The sequence below is a fragment of the Zhongshania aquatica genome (assembly GCF_027257955.1).
In the GTDB taxonomy this organism is placed as follows: Bacteria; Pseudomonadota; Gammaproteobacteria; order Pseudomonadales; family Spongiibacteraceae; genus Spongiibacter; species Spongiibacter aquatica.
Genome location: NZ_JANZNQ010000004.1, coordinates 44,377 through 63,312, shown reverse-complemented (window position 1 = coordinate 63,312; position 18,936 = coordinate 44,377). Strand labels below are relative to the sequence as shown.

Below are 18,936 nucleotides of genomic sequence, written 5' to 3'. Positions count from 1 at the left end.
CTCTGCATTAGGAAACTCAGGATCAAAGACTCACTAACGACCTTGCATATAAGAGGCCTAATACTTAAGTTAGTGCCATTCGAATCTAACCCCATTAATCCTAAATCATCGGTCTTTAACGACTTTTATACTCAGACAACCTCAAGCCCAACCTTTACCAAATACTCATAAGTGTCATCATAATAGCGCCTAGCCCGGGTTATATCCGTATCATTACCCTCAGGTACAACCACAATCATTCCTTGCCAAGCTCTAGTTAATAAAACGCGGTAAGCGTTCTTTTGGTACATCTGGCGCTCTTCTTTTTTAACCCGTTGCCATTTATTACCCCTAAACGACCAATTCATCCATCCATTAGGCGTATACCTAAAATCGGCATCCCAAACCAAGCAGGCCCAATCCAGCTCTAAACCCTGAACATGAAACTCTGTTGCCACATCTTCTAAATAATAAGACGAACGTACATGGTCTTTACCATCTAAAAACCAATTAACTGGATTAACAGGCGCTTTAACATGTACGCCTAGTGGTCGCAGTCTTTCAGCTTGAGAAGAAACAACGATACCATAGCGTTCAGACCCCCTTGCTTTAGAACGCAACCATTCCCGACCGCGATCTAAATCACGAGTCAAGACTATAGGATACTTCTCAGACAGTTCTTTAAAAGTGTCTTGGGCCTGCGAGATTTCTAGGTCTAATAACTGCTTTACGAAAAGCGACACCTTTTCACTGCGAAATGAACGCATCGACGCTTTTAAATGTAACTGAGGAATAAAAGTTGTGCCTTTGATAGCATTTAAATCACTAATCGTCGCTTGCCCACCATACTCGCTATCAAATAATTGATCGGAAGCATAAATATTCCACTCAGGAAAAGATTCCTTAACAGCTTGTGACCAACCATGTATTCCAGCTTCGCCTTTATTAATCTCTTGGCCGCCCCCCACTAAACAAACCACAACAGCCCAATCTTTATGTCTATCCATGCATGAGATTAAAAACTCAGGTTCAGATTGATTGAAATTTGACTGCCCCTTTTTCATCCTCATGAAGTCCACAGTCTGAGCCTTATCCCAAGCACGTTGTGCTTCATCGAAAAGCGCAACATGTTCTACCGGTGCATTTTCAAGGTTTGCCAAACCATCATCACGGAAATGATGAACGTTTTGGATAAAAGCTTTGACCTCACTTCGTGCGACACCAACCTTTACTCTTTCGCCCTTTTCTTTACCGCGTACAACCTTATCGCGAGCCAACGCTTCTTGAAGGATTGAAACCAGAGGACCATTACCTGATAAAAAAACACTATAAAGCTCGTCATCTTTGTCGATATGCGTAGTAGCAATATTCAAACCGACCAAGGTTTTACCTGCACCAGGTACTCCCGTTACAAAAACAATTGCTTTCTCATTATTCTCCCTTGCCGATTTAATAATGTTTGCAACTGATGCAGATGTATCTCTTAAGTTGATAGCACCCGCATCATTACGAGATATATCGACCACTGAATGCCCATTGTATAGCGCTAGCGTTGCCTCAATAATCGTAGGGGTTGGTTTATAACCACTATTCTCCCAGCTTGTCATATCAAGAAAGTTAGCTGGAATTAATTCTAAAACACAGAGAATAACCCTCTCCAATTCAACGCCATTACAACAAATAGGGAAAAATAATTTGTCTTTCGGTTTCGCCATACCATCGCCAACTCTACCTTCAAATTCAGTAGAAACTAATATAGGTACAATATAGGCGTCATGGCTGCCTTCATGAAAATTTCGCAAATCGAGCGCATAATCCGTCACTTGATCAAGATCTACCCCTAAAAATGAAGATGCTCCCACCTTAAACTCAACCACAAAGATCACACCATCGATAATTAACAAAACATCGATGCGCTTACCCATCCGCGGGATTGAATATTCAAAATAAATATGACCGGTGAAATCTTTCAGAATCGATTGCAACAATAAGATCTGCCCCACCCAAGCATCGCGTTGCGTGGCTAATAAGGCAAAGTGATGTTCAACTACCATCTTCCCCATAATATGATTGGGGTCATCAGCACAGAACCTAGCAATAGTATTTTTGTAATAAGTTCGATTCATTCGATTAATCTATCTCTGATAACATTTTAGTCATTAACTGATACTGTTCTACCAAGGGAATATCAGCTGGCGCCCACTGAACGCTATTCAACTCATCAAAAGCTAGCCATCGTATTTCGTCATGATCAATCAATGTAAAATCACCTGCCAAGTGCTCAACCTGATAAGCCATTAAATGAACGACCTTAGTACCATAGTCATAAATATTTTCACCGACAAAAATTCCAACGCGGGTAGTGATATTAAGTTCTTCCTTTAGCTCACGGGCCAGGCAGAGCTCAGGAGTTTCGCCTTCTTCTAATTTGCCACCAGGAAACTCCCAATAGCCGGCTAGATGCTTACCAATCTTACGGCGGGCAGCAAATACTTTACTATCTTTGACTATAATAGCGGCGGCGACGTCGAGTTGTTTTTTCATAACGTAAGCATTTAGTATATTTAATTATCAGATAAAGCCCTTAACACTTTTATTTCTCCTATAAAAATTCAATACATGACATAAACCTTTCATAAATTCCGAATAAAATCATAACTCAAAGACCAGCCCCAGAATTTTACGCCAGCCAAACATAACATGAGCTCCCTATATTTAAGTCAACTTCCTTAGCGTCGGTATTATTCAGGATACCCACTAAATATTTATCGCAACCGCTGCATTAGCCGATCAACTCTTACTTTTGAAGATGCTCGTATAATCTTCAAAGTGAAAAAGTCGATTGCGGCGCCCCCCAGTCAATTCGTTTAGTACACCATACTTTTCAAAATCCCCCACTAAAGCGGCTGCTGTATTAACCTTAATGTTCAACAACTCGGCTACTTCTTTAATTGAAACCACTGGGTCTTGATAGAGATGGCGCATCAGCAACTGCGCATTTTCTTGCCTGCGCGTACTAAACCGTGGCAAGACGTCTTGTTGCACACGAAGCTTTAACGCCAAGATGTCTTTAAACACTTGAATAGAGTTTCCCGCTGTTTCAACGACACCATGCAAAAAGAATATTAGCCATTGCTTTATGCGGCTGGATTCGCGAACAGCCATCAGAGAATCTACATACTGCGTTTTATTGCGTTCGAAATAATCAGATAAATACAAGGCAGGTTTATTTAGCAATCCAGAGCTTGCCAGATAGAGAGTAATCATCAACCGACCCAAGCGGCCATTACCATCTAAAAAGGGATGTATGGTCTCAAATTGATAGTGCGCTACTGCAATTTTTATCAAATGAGGGGTTTTAAACTCATCGTTGTTGAAAAACTTCTCAAGGTCACTCATCAGTTCGACCACCTCACTTTGATGTGGCGGCACGAAAATCGCGTTTTTTAAACTAACGCCAATCCAGTTTTGACTGTTTCGAAATTCTCCTGGCTGCTTACCCTCTCCTCTTACTCCAGTCATTAATATTTTATGGGTGAATTTTAGCAACCGATTCGATAGCGGCAGGGCTTCCAGCTCTTTTATAGCTTGATTAATAGCCGAAATATAATTCTGCACCTCTTCCCAGTCATCGCGGTTTTCCGGGTCAATATCGAGCCTGTTTAGCAGGGCGTCCTCTATTGTGGTTCGAGTACCTTCAATTCGGCTGGACTGGGTAGCTTCCTTGGTAATGTGCATACGGATAAAGTAATCCACATCGGGAATGAGTTGCGAAAAAGCATTTAGCTCCCCCAACATCCGGTCAGCCTCACTCAAAAGCTGCTGAATATCGCCATCGGAAAAGACCCATGCGTGGTTAATTGGCTCAGGAGAAAAACTTTTGTACTGATATTGCTGCTTATATTGCCCAGCTTTGTAGTCGTGAATATCCATCGCTATGTCATATTCCACACTAGTTTTCGACATTAGATTATTTCAATGTCGAATGTATGCCCAGACCACCCTTATGTCAAATTATATAGACGTTTTCGATATAACGGTTCTGTTATGTCCAAAACTCACTAAGGGTGATATGAAGCGTGGTTAGCACAAAGCTGTATGAATGACGGAGAACCCATGCCATTGAGCTACTCCTCTCGGTGTAAAGGCAAGACGAAATGGACTTACCCTTAATCAATATCCAGACAAAAAATGCCCCTCATAATGAGGGGCAATTAGGTATATCAAATTTGAGTGATTTAAGCAGCTTGTCCCTCCTCAGCCTTTACTGACGCCTCCGGCTCATCAACCACTTGCCGAATAAGATAATCAAAAGCCCCCAGCGCGGCCGTTGCGCCGCTACCTACAGCAACGACTATCTGCTTGAACGGTGCAGTGGTGACATCACCGGCGGCAAACACACCTGGGATTGATGTTTCGCCCCGCGCATTAATTTCAATTTCGCCGCGGGGTGTTAATGCCACTGTGCCTTTCAAAAACTCGGTGTTGGGTACCAAGCCGATTTGCACAAATATGCCTGCCAGGGTGACGTTTTTCACGTCGCCGGTGTTGCGATCTGTGTACTGCAAACCGGTAACACGTTGGCCATCGCCGAGCACTTCTGTGGTCTGAGCGCTGGTAATAATGTCGATGTTTTTCATGGACCGCGCTTTGCGTTGCAGTACCTCGTCAGCACGCAATTTACTGTCGAACTCCAATACCGTGACGTGTGCAGTTATGCCTGCCAAGTCAATTGCGGCTTCTATGCCGGAATTACCACCGCCGATGACCGCAACGGATTTACCTTTAAATAAGGGGCCGTCGCAGTGTGGGCAGTAGGCCACACCTTTGCCGCGGTATTCCTGCTCGCCGGGGACGTTCATTTCTCTCCAGCGTGCACCGGTGGCTAATAGCACCGAACGGCTGCGTAATACTGCACCGCCTTCAACGCTGACTTCAATACTGCCGTCGTCCGCAACGGTCAGTGCAGATGCTTTGTGGCCGCGCATAATATCAACGTCGTAAGCACCCACGTGGGCTTCTAAATTGGCGACTAATTTAGGGCCTTCGGTTTCTGTTACCGAAATAAAGTTTTCGATGCTGACAGTATCTAATAACTGCCCGCCAAACTTATCGGCGAGTATACCGGTGCGAATACCTTTACGCGCAGCGTAGATAGCCGCAGATGCGCCAGCTGGCCCACCACCCACAATCAGCATGTCGAACACGTCTTTCTCCGCCAACTTTTTAAGGCTGCGCGCACCGGCATTTTTGTCGATCTTTTTCAAAATATCAGCCAGGCCAATACGACCCTGTGAAAACTGCTGACCGTTCATGAATACGGTGGGCACGGCCATCACTTTGCGCCCATCGACTTCTTGCTGGAACAGCGAGCCGTCAATCATTTCATTGCTGATTTGCGGGTTGATCGCCGCCATCATATTCAGCGCCTGAACGACTTCTGGGCAGGTCTGGCAGCTCAAGGAAATATAGGTTTCAAAACGGTATTCACCGTCAAGATTGCGCACTTGTTCTATCAAGTCTTTATCGACTTTCATTGGGTGGCCGCCACTGTGCAACACGGCTAATACCAACGAGGTAAATTCGTGACCAAGCGGCACGCCTGCAAAACGCATTTCTGTGCCGTTCGCTACTGAGCGCACACCCATCGCCGGACGACGCGCTGCGGCGTCTTCGCCCTGAACAATGGATACCAGCGCAGACAGCGCTGATATCTCGTTCATTAGGCTTTCAAGTTCCCGGGATTTATCCTGGCCATCGAGATACGCGACCAGCTCTACCGGTGTTTTCAGATTTTGGAGGTAGGCCTCCAACTGGGTTTTTAATTTCGCGTCTAGCATGATGACTACCTCGTCCCGTAAATTCATTATTCATTCAAGGAAATAGACTTTAAAAAAGGCCCCGTCGCCGAGGCCAACAGGGGTGTTAAATTTTACCGACTAAGTCTAGTGACGGAGACAGTGTCGCCTCACCTGGCTGCCATGCTGCTGGGCAGACTTCGCCGTCGTGTTCTGCAACGTATTGAGCTGCTTGCACTTTACGCACTAACTCTTTGGCTGAACGGCCGATACCGAGGTCATGTAGCTCAGCCACTTTGATTTCACCCTCCGGGTTAATCACGAAAGTGCCGCGCAATGCCAAACCGTCTTCTTCGATCATTACGCCAAAGTTGCGTGAAATACGGCCTGTTGGATCACCGATCATTGGGTACTGAATTTTGCCAATGGTGTCGGAGGTGTCGTGCCACGCTTTGTGGGTGAAGTGGGTGTCGGTTGATACAGAGTAGACTTCCACGCCCATTTCTTGCAGCTGTGCGTAATGGTCTGCCATGTCGCCCAACTCGGTGGGGCATACAAAGGTAAAGTCGGCAGGGTAGAAAACAACCACTGACCACTTGCCCAGTAGGTCGGCATCGCTGACGTCAATAAAGTCGCCATTGTGGTAGGCCGTCGCTTTGAAGGGCTGTACTTTGGTATTGATAATAGTTGGAAACATAGTGTTACTCCTGAGGTGTTGGTATAAGTAAATTCGGTTTGCCTTAAGCTCAGGAGCCATACTACGGAAGAGAAGATTTGGTATCTAATCGATCATTATTATGATATTGATAGGTTTTACCAATACTTATTGAGCGCCATGATTAAGATTCGCGACCTGCAATACCTCGACGCCGTCGCCAAGCACGGCCACTTTGGCCGAGCAGCAGAGGCCTGCTTTGTCAGCCAGCCCACACTGAGCGGACAGATTATGAAGCTGGAAGATCAGCTTGGGCTGAGTCTGTTTGAGCGCCATCGCAAGAAGGTCATGCTGACCCCGGCGGGGGAAGCACTACTGGTACGCGCGCGGCAGGTATTGCGTACCGCCGAAGATTTTGAAGAAACAGCCAAAGCTTTGTCTGACCCGCTAAGTGGTGACTTGCATGTGGGCTTAATTCCCACAGTAGCGCCCTACTTGCTGCCGCATATTATGTCGGCGCTGAGCGCCGCCCTGCCCAATATCAATTTCTTTCTGCACGAGAATCAAACCGACGTACTGCTAAAACAATTAGATGAAGGCAAGCTCGACGTGCTGATTCTAAGCTGGCTCGACAATATGGAGAATGTCGAACGCTACTCCCTATTTAACGAACCCTTGGTATTAGCCACCCCCGTCAATCATGCCTTGGCGCAAAAAAATGACCTTAGCCTAAAGGACTTAAACGGGCAGTGGGTACTCACACTAGAAGATGGGCACTGCCTGCGCGACGAAGCCTTGGGCTATTGCTTTACCGCCGGCGCCAAGGAGGATTCGCGATTTCAGGCAACGAGCTTAGAGACCTTGCGCTATATGATCGCCAGCGGCATGGGGATCACCCTAATTCCGGAACTGGCAATCAAAGAAGGGGAACACGGTCTGCGCTACACACACTTTAAGGCGCCCGTCCCGAGCAGGGAGATTTGCTTGCTGGTCAGACCCAACTACTCACGAATGGAATGCGTGCGGGCCGTGGTGTCGTCGATCAGAACGTCGATGGTAGATTTCATAAAATGATCGGGCCACCAAACACAGACTGTTAGGCGACCCGTGGCTTGAGCTTACTCAATAAAGGAAATGCTACCCAGATAATCCAATTTACCTAAGTCGACACCGTTGTGGCGCAAAATCGCATACGCCGTTGTCACGTGGAAATACAAATTGGGAATAACAAAACTGGTCGCAAACGTACTGCCCAGCATTTTCTTGCCATCTAACCACGGCAGACTAATTTCTTTGGATGCGGTCTCCGCAAAATCTGCTGGGGTATAGGTCGCCAAGTACTCCTGCACCGCGGCAATACGAGCATAGAGTTCATCGACGGTTGTCTCGGTATCTTCATGCTTTGGTGCGCTGTCTGCCTTACCGGCTAAACGCGCTGCACCTAGCTTGGCGGTGTCGCAGCAAATTTGGACTTGGCGAATCAAAGGAAACTGATCCGGCGCCAAACGCGAGCTCAATAATACCTCTGGGGCGACCTTTTTGGTTTCTGCAAACTCCTCGGCTTTCTCCAGCATTACCTTCAAATTACCCAGCATCTTGCTCGCTTGCACAACTGTAATGTCATAGAACATGGTAGATCACCTCGCGGAATGGATTGAGCTTTTATGGTTTTTGTTGATGGGTAAGAGTTTGGGGTATAAATGAGTGATTCAATAGCCTAAAGAGTAAAATTTTTATCGCCGGAATGAAACAATACCCGCCAAGCTTATCGACGCAATATTCTTCAATTTATAAACGATCACAACGCACGGGTTGATCCATAAATTTCGTGCATTCACGTTCATTACTGTTGCTCCTAACTCGCAAAATACGCTCTGGCGGCGTTAGCTTTTGGCGCTAATAATAGCGCCGAGGTCATCGTGGGTATAGCCATCAAGGCATACATTGAGTCTACCAGATTAACCACCAAGTTCAGTGAGGCAACAGAGCCTGCAATAATAAGCAGTAGGTAGAACCAGATACAATCGTGTTGATAACGCGCAACGATTAGAAATCCCAAACATTCACCACCGTAATACCAGAACGCAAATACTGTGCTCAGACTGAGAAAGCTGACTAACACCGCAAGAATAGCGGCCTGGCCAAGTGCAGACTTATTTACGGCAGCATATGCGCAAGCGAGTGGCGGCCCTCAAAATAGCTGCTGGCCCGCAACATGACATCGCAGCTTAAAGGGAGCGTGATGCAGCTCGTTTACTGAGGCCGATGAATCGCCGGTATGCAGCACTCAAGCAAATCGCGACTACTTAACATTCTCTGGTAAACATTCACCGACCCACAACGGCCGCCTGAATCCATCCATGAATATCGTCAGCTACCTCTTTCCAACGTGGCTCCAGCATCAGATTATGGGCCGTGTCAGGATAAATCTTCGCCACACTGTTATAAAACTCCGCAGTCGCTTGCACATCAGCGGGCGGAAAGATTGTATCCAGCTCACCACCTATCACCTTGAGCGGCACTTTCACCGCAGCTCGTTTAGGCAAGTCGAGCACCAACATATCGATAAACGCAAGATAAGACTCATTCGTCAGCCTGTGCACATAGCGCTCTACGTCCGCCTCGGAAACTGCGGAGGAATAGAACAGCGACCTCGCCTTCGCCGGCGTGTTGACCAATAAATGCAGATTCCAACTCAGGTTTGCAATCATAAACCGCAGCGGATGATGCTTGAGCAAACTCATCACCACGCCTTTAATTCCACTCGGCGGTACCGAGCCGAGCAGTACGCCCGCAGTTGCCGGGTGCTGTGCTAAATAGTGCTGGGTTACCAATCCTCCCATGGAATGGCCGATGACGATGGGCGGTGTATCTAACGATAGAGCTATACTCGCCACATCGTCCACATAGTCGGCAATACGATAGAGATTCATTTTCGCCACGCCGGGACTACCACCATGCCCCCTCAGGCTTGGCGCAATACACTCATAACCCAGCCCAGTGAAATAATCGAGAAAATACTCATCCCAACACCAGGCACCATGCCAAGCGCCATGTACAAACAATAAAGGGGCCGGGCAAATTTGACTGCGCTCGCCTTTACGAATGACTTCCAGTTTCATGAGTTATCACCTTAGACACTTAAGTGCATAAGCGCTGCCAAGCTTTTACACATCACTCCCAACGCAGACGCGCTGCTTTTTTGCTCGTTAGACTTTGGTTGCCACGCAGTTAAGGTACAACTTCAATGACGGTACGTTAACCCTGGAATTAATAGCGCCTAGTTCGCATGAAAATTTTTAGCGCTGTATCACCGTCATATCAATAATGTTCGGCTCACGCACTAGCGATGATCATTATATTCTTCAAGAATAATCGAAAATCTAATATTTAGTAGCATCGCAGTTCGAAGCTGCATACCAATATCAACTTGATGCCCCCATCACCTCACCACGACGCAACCAACGATAGTCATAAGGTGCGAGCAGTATGCTGTGCTGACTACGAATATCAGCGCCATCAATCAAGATATCCTGCCAGCGTGCTGATTCATCAAGATTTAAATCTGACAGCAAAATTTCCTGTGGCTCAGCAGTGATATTATAAACCGCAACAATGGCGGCACCCGTGCTGTGACTCTCGCGGCGAATACCAAACACCTTGTCACCTAGGTGCAACGGGTATTGCGCAGCATTTGGATGGAATGCAGCCTGCGTTGAGCGCAGGGTGATAAGCGCTTTGAGTACGCCAAAAATTCTGGCGTGGTGGCTATTAGTTGCAAGTTGGGACTCAAGATCATCCGCCACCCATTGATGGCGATTTATTGAGCGGTTATGGCTGGTGTGTAGCACGCGATTTTCGTCATTCTCAGTCGCCAGTAAACTGTGGATATAGAACGCAGGTACACCTTGCACAGCGAGCATCAAGGCATGAGCGCAGATGAAGCGCTGCTCTTGGAAGCCATCTTCGCCGTCATTTTCGTTTTCTGCCTGCATGTGACGACGCATCGCGTCGAAGAGACTTATGTTTATTTCATAGGGGCGATTTTCGCCATTAGCTAGGGCGCGCCAAGATACGCGACCACCGCTCTTTTGCATAAGGGTAACTAATTGATTTATTTCGGCGTCTTCTAACAAACCCTCTGCCGGGCGCAAGCCGATGCCGTCGTGGGAGGCAATAAAGTTAAAATAAGTGGTGCCGTCCTGTGCAGCGGGCATGCCCATCATCCAGGTTTTTAAGGCCTTACAACTACCACTTACCATGGTGTTAATTAATAGGGGCGGCAGCGAGAAGTTATAAACAAGATGCGCCTCGTTGGCATTACCGAAATAGGCGAGATTTTCTCGAAGAGGGATATTAGTCTCGGTGATAATAATCGCCTCGGGCACAGCGTGCTCTATTAAGGTACGCAGCAGGCGCACGGCCTCATGAGTTTGTTCTAAATTTAAACTGGTGGTGCCGGGAATTTTCCATAAAAACGCGACAGCATCGAGACGAAAAATCTTTACCCCCATGTCGAGGTAATAGCGAATAATTTTCACAAACTCTAACAAGACCGTAGGGTTTTGAAAATTAAGATCTACTTGGTCGTGACTAAATGTACACCATACATGGCGCTTGCCGTCTAAGGTTTGCACTTCGTTTAGTAGCGGGCTGGTGCGCGGTCTGACGACCTCGCTCAAGTCAGTCGCGGGATCGACTTCGACAAAATAGTCCATGCCCGGATCGCGACGTTGTTTAAAATTTTCAAACCACAGGCTGCGACTAGAACAGTGATTAATTACTAAATCCGCCATTAAATCGAAGTCCCGAGCAATGGCGGTAATATCCTTCCAGTCACCTAATGAGGGATTTACTTCGACATAGTTAATGACCGAAAAGCCGTCGTCGGAGCTATAGGGATAAAACGGTAAAATATGAACACCGCTGATTAAGCCTCGTAGTTCTCGGCGTAAAAAATCATGCAATGTATGTAGCGGCCACTCACCTTCGCGCAGGATTGAATCGCCGTAGGTTATCACCAAGGTGTCACTTTCATCCCACAGGTTCTTATGTGCCTCTGGCATAAAGCAGCGTTGATCCAGCGCCATCACCGCAATCATGTTTTCCAACAATGACACCCTATCAAGGCTTGGATACAAAACCTCTAAATGGGCGCTAAGTCGTTCACGTAAATGCTGCTGCGGCGCTAAATCTGTCATTCAAGCAAATTCCTCGTTGTCGGCAACCACTGCGGCCATCATGTCATCTAATAGCGTTGGCTCCGCGCTACTAATACGATTCCAGCTTGGAATAAATGGAGTTTCCATCGGGTTTTCTAAAAACATATTGCCCGCTTTTACGATATTTTGAGCAAACAATTCGACTGCCTGCTCTTCGCGATGCAGATCCAAATCTAAACCGTTCATCACTGCGTCATTGCGATAACTGTCCACAAAATCTAAAGCGACACGATAGTAAGTTGCCTTAATTGTCCGAAAGGTTTCACTGTTAAATACTACACCGTTGGTTGCTAGTTTTCTGAACACTGCTTTGGAAATATCGATGGACATTTTTGACAAACCACCACTATCGTCCTCCTCTGACAAAGATTGATGCTTGTGATCGTATACATCGGCAATATCAACCTGACACAAACGGTTAGTTGAATAGTTGCGGTACATCTCTGACAAGACGCCGATTTCTAGCCCCCAGTCACTTGGAATTCGTAGGTCGTTTAACACATCTTTGCGCATCGAAAACTCACCGGATAAGGGGTAGCGATAGCTATCGAGATAATCTAAATAATCTAAGGAACCGAATATTTTTTTCAAAGAACGTATTAACGGTGTTACCAATAAACGACTTACCCTGCCGTTAATCTTTCCGTCGGCGACGCGGGCGTAGTAGCCCTTGCAGAATTCATAGTTAAAGCCAGGATTAGCTACAGGGTAAAACAATTGCGCCAAGAGGCGGCGGTCGTAAGTTAAAATGTCGCAGTCGTGCAAGGCAATCGCTTCAGCACGGCCAGACGCCTGAATATAACCAATACAAAACCACACATTACGACCTTTTCCCGGTTCCGCCGGTGACAAGCCACGACCTTTAAGACGTTCATCAATTGCTTGTAAGCGCGGGCCGTCATTCCACAACACTCGATGACGCTGCGGTAGACGACTAAAAAATTTCAAAGCGTGACGGTACTGCTCTTCGGTCGCTTGATCTAGCCCAATAATAATTTCGTCGATGTATTTTACTTTGGCAATTTCATCAATAATGGCTGGCAGTGCCGTGCCTTCCAACTCCGAAAATAATGACGGTAAAATTAGGGCCATTGGCCGTCGTTGAGAAAATCTAAGTAGTTCTGCCTCTAGGTCTTCGACTGATCTGTCGACCAAGTTATGCAAGGTAGTAATAATGCCGTTCTGATAGAAATCGCCCATATAAATCTCGTTTTATTTTAAACCTATTGTTTTTGAATACCTGCCGTAATCGTTAACTACTTAGCGTCAGTTTAGTAAGTCCAACAAGGTATCGTTCCAGCCTGCGGGGCCACTCCGTTCTGTAAATACAATCGCACCTTTTGGATTGGGAACATCTGGCGGTGCATGGTGATCGGAGCGAATCACTACGCCAATATCTGCTGCCGCCAACATTGCCACGTCATTACCGCTATCTCCCAAGGCGATAACCCGTGGTGCGGGCCCTGAGGGATATAAGCAAGAAACCAGCCACGACATGGCTAGCCCTTTATTGGCGGGGCCCATAATATGATGAAAGCGACCGCCTTTTAGGGCCTGAAGACCAACCACTTTTAAATCGCGTTCGAAGCGCTGCCATTGCTCTTCGCTATCCTGCCAACAGATAGGTTCTGAATAATCGCGCTGCAAGGCTAACTCTGCATCTGCAAGCTCAAGACCGGTGATATCGCGCAATGCAACTGCGTCGAAATCGCTGAAGCCGGAAAATTTGTAGCCTTTCTCCTCTCGCCAACCATGTAACAGATGAATAATGTCATGACGACGTGGAGCAAAGCACTTATGCCTCGCCCCGTCGATTAAGGTCATTTCAACATCTGCCAACAAATGGCATCCCGCCGGCACCACCACCGCCGCGCCGTTTTCAACAATAAAGGGGTAGCGGTTACCAAGCCGTTTAGCCAGAGGCTTTAATTCTGCGCAGGTTTTACTTGTGTTTAATACCCAGATAATCGAACGCGCTTCTAACAGCGCCATAGCAGGAGCCGCCGCTGCGAAGGAGTAACTCTCATGGTCTAGCAGGGTTCCATCAAGGTCTGTGAAAATCACATCTCTTGGAGATTCCGCAGTCATTTAATCTCCCGATAACTCACATTTAAAATTTGTCGCCGCTCATCAAGGCTCATTACACAGTCGGCTAATGCGGGCAAGGTGTTAAGACAGTGGGTAGTAATGCGCTCATAGTGTTGAATGAATCGCAGTATCGCCGCCTCATCCATCAAACCAGTTGCCGCCGAATTATCGCTTTGACGCTGAGCTAATTTCCGCTCTTGTTCACCACGCCACGCCGCAACACAGTTAAAGCTCGGCGCGCGTAGCATGAGCAAATAATCCAATTCTGCAAAAAGGACCTGATATTCATTCTCTAGTGCGCTATTCACATAGTTACGCCACGTACTATCCACATCTTCAAGGCGCTCTAAATCATTAATTGGCGACACTAACTGAGCCGCTGTCTGCGGCGTAGAGCCCACGCACCAACCTTCAAACACGACTAGATCAATTGGCCCGGTTATTTCTGGCCAATTCGACTCTGGAGCGCGATCATCCTGCGCTTTGTTAAAGCGAGGCAAGCGAAGTGTCTCACCAGCGCCTAAGGTTTGAAGTTTAGAAATTGTCGCCATCGCCAAGGGAATGTCATGGGTGCCGGGCACACCACGGGTGCGCAAGAGGGGGTGAGCGGTTTTTGCAAGTTGCTGCCGCTGCGCCAAAGTAAGATAAAAATCGTCGAGGGATAACAAGGCGACATTTAATCCGCCCTGCTCATGCAAATACCAGTAGATGAGTTCGCCAAGGGTCGATTTTCCGCTGCCTTGGGAACCATGAATGCCAAGCACAGGCACCTTCCCCTCATGACCTAAAATTGGGCGAAGAGTTTCGATAAATGGAATAAATACGTCTTGCGCCTGCGCCCGATAGCTATCGGGCAACCTCTCTCTTTCAAGAAATTCGCTCAAGGTTTCCGTCGCGTTGGGCAAAACATCCCTCCGTCCAAGCCTGCTTGTCTTTACCTTAGACTATTTTAAGCGCTAAGTACTACATGCAAATTAAGCAGGTTTCTTGCCATCATTCGATGAATGATCGTACCGAAAGTGTGAATAAAAAGTGACAGGCAAAAAAAAGAGGCCGCTTGGCCTCTCGTTTAAAGCTTTAGCAATCAGTGGTGATGACCACCGGCGCCGTGCACATGGCCGTGGCTAAGCTCTTCTTCGCTTGCGGCACGTACTTCTTCAATGCTGACATCGAAGTTCAATACTTGACCCGCCAATGGGTGATTCGCGTCAACGGTGACGTTTTCATCATCCACTTCTCTAACTACAACAGTCTGCATTTGACCGCCAGCGCCCTGCGCCTGAAACTGCATGCCCACTTCGATTTGATCAACGCCTTGGAACGCAGCGCGCGGTACAGCTTGGATCAGCTCAGGGTTTAATTCACCGTAGCCATCTTCTGGCTGAACAACTACTTTCATTGCATCGCCGATAGTTTTACCGGTCAATTCACGCTCAAGCCCAGGAATGATGCCGCCGTGGCCGTGAAGGTAGGCCAGTGGATCCTGACCTTTTGACGTATCTATTTCGGTACCGCTGTCATCAGTCAGGGTGTAGTGAAACGACACTACGCAATCATTCGCTATAATCATGGGAGCCTCCCGTTAAAATAAGCCGACTAGCATGACAGTTTTGCCCGACGAGGTCACGCGACAGCCCAAATTTATTGGAAATTGGCCGATATTAACGTCGTATTCGACGTTATCGACGCGCTATCCCGAAATTAGCTAGCCCAAAGATTAGCCGCGCCTGTAAACCGCAACACCATGCACACACTTATTCGACGACTTAATCAGGATTGGTAATTGCCTGCCCCACTTCAACAATACGACGACGCAACCATATATGGCCAGGATCGTGCTGCAGCAGGGGACTCCAAGCTAATTTGAGTTCGATGGGAATAATCATAAACGGCGGTTTACGCGTCGCCAAACGGGGATCCTCGTCATACAAACGGGCAACTTGGGTCGGCAAGGTCGCTATTAAGTCAGGATGCTTGGCCAATAATGCAGCCACCTGGTAGTGACGGGTAAACACCCGAATTTGGCGCTCGTGGCCGCATTCTGCCAACGCTTCATCAACCCAGCCAAGGCGCTGGCTATCGCGCTGACTCATACCCCTCCCCACACCCATACCGGTTTTACTTACCCAAATATGTGGCGCAGCCAAGAATGCATCCATATCGAAATTGTCGAGCGCTTTATTCTCGCTGCTCATCAGGCAAGAAAAACTGTCTCGCCACACAGTGGCTTGATGAAAAGACTGCGGCAGGCGATCAAAACGGTTGATGGCCATATCAATTTTGCCCTGCTCTAAATCCTGAAAGGTTACATCACTGGGCGTTAGCACATCTAAAGTTATGTTAGGGGCTTCGTCTCTGAGTTTGAATAGCAATGGCGCCAGCAAGGTGGATTCTGCATAGTCACTGGCCATAATTCGAAACACGCGGGTGCTTTTAGTGACCTCAAAATCGGAAACTGGCAACACGGCCTGCTCAACCGACGACAAAATATTACGCACTTGGGGCTGCAATTCCACCGCGCGCTCAGTGGGGGTCATGCCTTCGCTGGTTCTGACCAATAAGGGGTCGTTGAACAGATCACGCAGTCTTCGCAAACCGTTACTCAAAGCAGGCTGAGTAATCCCCAATTGCTCCGCCGCGCGGGTCACATTCTTTTCCCTAAGCAGCACATCTAAATACACAAGCAGGTTGAGGTCGATACGCGACAGATTCATAGCAAGAATAACTCCGCAAAACTTTATAATTAACCGTAATTATGGTCGTTTTTTATCCACTCTGCCAGTGGCAGAGTTCGGCATAGGGAGAAGCCATACAATGATAGATGGCAACTGACAACATAGCACCCACTATAAAAAAGGCCCGGAAAATCCGGGCCAAGCCTCACTGACAGGAACTGTTACAGCAAACGAAATCTATATAAAACTTAACCCGCTTGCTTTGCTTTGTACTCAATACGGCGACGGTGCAGAACTGGTTCTGTATAGCCGCTTGGTTGCTCGCAACCTTTCAGCACTAATTCCAACGCCGCCTGAAACGCTACGCTGTCATCAAAATTATTGGCCATTGGCATATATCCAGCGTCACTTGCATTCTGGCGATCGACGACTGCTGCCATGCGCTTAAGCGTTTCAAGAACTTGGGCCTCAGTACAAACTCCGTGACGCAACCAGTTGGCAATGTGCTGACTAGAAATACGCAGGGTCGCGCGGTCTTCCATCAACCCCACATCGTTTATATCTGGCACTTTTGAACAGCCCACGCCGTTATCGATCCAGCGCACCACGTAGCCCAGCATACCCTGGGCGTTGTTATCCAGCTCTTGCTGAATCTCTTCTGCGCTCCAATTTGGGTTCTGCGCAACCGGGATGGTCAAAATATCGTCTAACGCAGCGCGCTGACGGCTGGCCAATTGCTCCTGCACCGAAAGTACATTCACTTGGTGATAATGCATTACGTGCAAGGTAGCTGCTGTTGGCGAAGGCACCCAAGCGCAGTTTGCGCCAGCTTGTGGGTGGCCAATTTTGGCGTCCATCATCGCCGCCATTTCATCTGGCATTGCCCACATGCCTTTACCGATTTGCGCGTGGCCACTTAAGCCGCAGGCCAAACCAATATCGACGTTCCAATCTTCATAGGCCTTGATCCACGCCTGCTGCTTCATATCCGCTTTGCGAACAAAGGGCCCCGCTTCCATGCTGGTGTGAATTTCATCACCGGTGCGATCGAGGAAGCCGGTGTTAATAAAGATAACGCGCTCTGGAACAGCGGCAATACAAGCCTTTAAGTTCACCGTTGTGCGGCGCTCTTCATCCATAATGCCGATTTTTAAGGTGTTGCGCGCAAGACCAAAAGCATCTTCAACCCGCGTGAACAACTCAGCGGCGAAAGCGACTTCTTCTGGGCCATGCATTTTTGGCTTAACTATATACACACTGCCGGCGCGCGAATTGCGCAAAGCACCTGTTTGTTTAAGGTCATGCATAGCGGCGAGCACGGTCACCATGGCATCCATGATTCCTTCCGGCACTTCGTTCCCATCGGCATCGATAATTGCGCCGTTTGTCATCAAGTGACCAACATTACGCACCAACAATAAGCTGCGACCGTGCAATACGGTTTCGCCGCCACCGGCCGCAGTGAATACGCGGTCAGCTGCCAAAGTACGAACAAGCTCCTTACCGCCCTTCATAAAGGCTTCTTGAAGATCGCCTTTCATCAGACCCAACCAGTTGCGATACACCTCAACTTTATCGTCGGCATCAACTGCCGCGACTGAATCTTCACAGTCTTGAATAGTGGTCAGTGCCGACTCAAGAACAACATCCTTAACACGTGCGGCGTCATCTTTTCCGATGGGGTGCTGATCATCGATTTGAATGTCGATGTGAAGCCCATTATTGATTAGCAAAATATTGGTCGGCGCTGTCGTGTCGCCAAGATAGCCAACAAACTGCGAAGGATCTTCAAGGCCGGTCACGCTGCCATCGGCCAGGGTCACAGCTAAAACACCATCAACAACGCTATATAAAGTTGCGTCTACATGGCTGCCGCTACTCAGGCTAGTATTTTGATCTAGAAATTGACGCGCATAGGCTATAACTTTTGCGCCACGAACCGGATTGTAGCCCTTGCCCTTATCCGCTCCGTCGGCTTCTGAAATGACATTGGTTCCGTAAAGTGCGTCATACAAGCTGCCCCAACGCGCATTCGCGGCGTTGAGTGCGTAGCGCGCATTCATTACCGGCACAACCAACTGCGGACCAGCTAGTGTGGCAATTTCTTCATCTACGTTTTCTGTAGAAACGTTAAAATCTGCAGGCTCTGGCAGCAGGTAGTTAATATCTTGCAAGAAAGCTTTGTACGTTGCGGCGTCAAATTTACCCGCATTGGCACGGTGCCAATCGTCAATTTGTGCTTGGATTTGCTCACGTTTTTGCAGCAATTCTCTATTTTTCGGCGCCAAATCCTTTAATATGTCCGCAAAAGCTGCCCAAAACGTGTCTGGACTAATACCCGTGCCCGGAGCGACTTCATCATTGACCAAGCGATAAAGTACATCGGCAATTTGAAGTCCGCTGTGCTGTACTCTGGAAATGGCCGAAGACATAAACACTCCTTTATAAAATCAAAAATGTGGCGATAATTAGTTTACTATCCTAGCACCTGAGGATAATTCTGCAAATTTATCCATATT

Annotated in this window: 15 protein-coding genes and 1 pseudogene; 1 reads left to right on the top strand and 15 read right to left on the bottom strand. The window is 47.6% G+C overall.

What is annotated here, in order from left to right; genetic code table 11:
- Window positions 1-131 precede the first annotated feature (131 nt).
- From O9X78_RS05040 to ahpC, 5 genes are all read right to left on the bottom strand, one after another.
- Complete coding sequence (locus tag O9X78_RS05040) at window positions 132-2,105, bottom strand: DUF2075 domain-containing protein (RefSeq protein WP_269618525.1); 1,974 nt, start codon at window positions 2,103-2,105, stop codon at window positions 132-134.
- A 4-nt stretch (window positions 2,106-2,109) separates the two neighbouring features.
- Window positions 2,110-2,523, bottom strand: a complete 414-nt coding sequence (locus O9X78_RS05035) for a (deoxy)nucleoside triphosphate pyrophosphohydrolase (RefSeq protein WP_269618524.1) — start codon at window positions 2,521-2,523, stop codon at window positions 2,110-2,112.
- Window positions 2,524-2,769: 246 nt separating this feature from the next.
- Window positions 2,770-3,912: a Fic family protein gene (locus O9X78_RS05030; RefSeq protein WP_269618523.1), complete on the bottom strand. Its 1,143-nt coding sequence runs from the start codon at window positions 3,910-3,912 to the stop codon at window positions 2,770-2,772.
- A gap of 305 nt (window positions 3,913-4,217) precedes the next feature.
- Window positions 4,218-5,819, bottom strand: a complete 1,602-nt coding sequence (ahpF, locus tag O9X78_RS05025) for an alkyl hydroperoxide reductase subunit F (RefSeq protein ID WP_269618736.1) — start codon at window positions 5,817-5,819, stop codon at window positions 4,218-4,220.
- Window positions 5,820-5,904: 85 nt separating this feature from the next.
- Window positions 5,905-6,474, bottom strand: coding sequence for an alkyl hydroperoxide reductase subunit C (gene ahpC, locus O9X78_RS05020; protein ID WP_159240620.1), 570 nt, complete (start codon window positions 6,472-6,474; stop codon window positions 5,905-5,907).
- 138 nt (window positions 6,475-6,612) lie between these two features.
- Between ahpC and oxyR the strand changes: the two genes are divergently transcribed.
- Window positions 6,613-7,506, top strand: coding sequence for a DNA-binding transcriptional regulator OxyR (gene oxyR, locus O9X78_RS05015; protein ID WP_269618522.1), 894 nt, complete (start codon window positions 6,613-6,615; stop codon window positions 7,504-7,506).
- A 44-nt stretch (window positions 7,507-7,550) separates the two neighbouring features.
- Here the strand turns inward: oxyR and O9X78_RS05010 are convergent, their stop codons facing one another.
- From O9X78_RS05010 to O9X78_RS04965, 10 genes and pseudogenes are all read right to left on the bottom strand, one after another.
- On the bottom strand, window positions 7,551-8,063 hold the full coding sequence (locus O9X78_RS05010; RefSeq protein ID WP_269618521.1) for a DUF1993 domain-containing protein: 513 nt from the start codon (window positions 8,061-8,063) through the stop codon (window positions 7,551-7,553).
- 224 nt (window positions 8,064-8,287) lie between these two features.
- A pseudogene (locus O9X78_RS05005) lies at window positions 8,288-8,566 on the bottom strand (alanine:cation symporter family protein); the annotation flags it as partial.
- A gap of 193 nt (window positions 8,567-8,759) precedes the next feature.
- Complete coding sequence (locus O9X78_RS05000) at window positions 8,760-9,554, bottom strand: alpha/beta hydrolase (protein ID WP_269618520.1); 795 nt, start codon at window positions 9,552-9,554, stop codon at window positions 8,760-8,762.
- Between the two features lie 303 nt (window positions 9,555-9,857).
- Window positions 9,858-11,633, bottom strand: a complete 1,776-nt coding sequence (locus O9X78_RS04995) for a sugar phosphorylase (protein WP_269618519.1) — start codon at window positions 11,631-11,633, stop codon at window positions 9,858-9,860.
- The gene (locus O9X78_RS04990; RefSeq protein WP_269618518.1) at window positions 11,634-12,854 is read right to left on the bottom strand and encodes a glycosyltransferase family protein; all 1,221 of its coding nucleotides are present in this window, start codon (window positions 12,852-12,854) and stop codon (window positions 11,634-11,636) included.
- Window positions 12,855-12,920: 66 nt separating this feature from the next.
- Window positions 12,921-13,742, bottom strand: coding sequence for an HAD-IIB family hydrolase (locus tag O9X78_RS04985; RefSeq protein WP_269618517.1), 822 nt, complete (start codon window positions 13,740-13,742; stop codon window positions 12,921-12,923).
- On the bottom strand, window positions 13,739-14,647 hold the full coding sequence (locus tag O9X78_RS04980) for a phosphoribulokinase (protein ID WP_269618516.1): 909 nt from the start codon (window positions 14,645-14,647) through the stop codon (window positions 13,739-13,741). The genes O9X78_RS04985 and O9X78_RS04980 overlap by 4 nt, the downstream gene beginning before the upstream one ends.
- A 179-nt stretch (window positions 14,648-14,826) precedes the next feature.
- Window positions 14,827-15,312, bottom strand: a complete 486-nt coding sequence (locus O9X78_RS04975) for an FKBP-type peptidyl-prolyl cis-trans isomerase (protein WP_269618515.1) — start codon at window positions 15,310-15,312, stop codon at window positions 14,827-14,829.
- Window positions 15,313-15,508: 196 nt separating this feature from the next.
- Complete coding sequence (locus O9X78_RS04970) at window positions 15,509-16,456, bottom strand: LysR family transcriptional regulator (RefSeq protein ID WP_269618514.1); 948 nt, start codon at window positions 16,454-16,456, stop codon at window positions 15,509-15,511.
- A 209-nt stretch (window positions 16,457-16,665) separates the two neighbouring features.
- On the bottom strand, window positions 16,666-18,849 hold the full coding sequence (locus O9X78_RS04965; protein WP_269618513.1) for a malate synthase G: 2,184 nt from the start codon (window positions 18,847-18,849) through the stop codon (window positions 16,666-16,668).
- Between the last annotated feature and the right edge of the window lie 87 nt (window positions 18,850-18,936).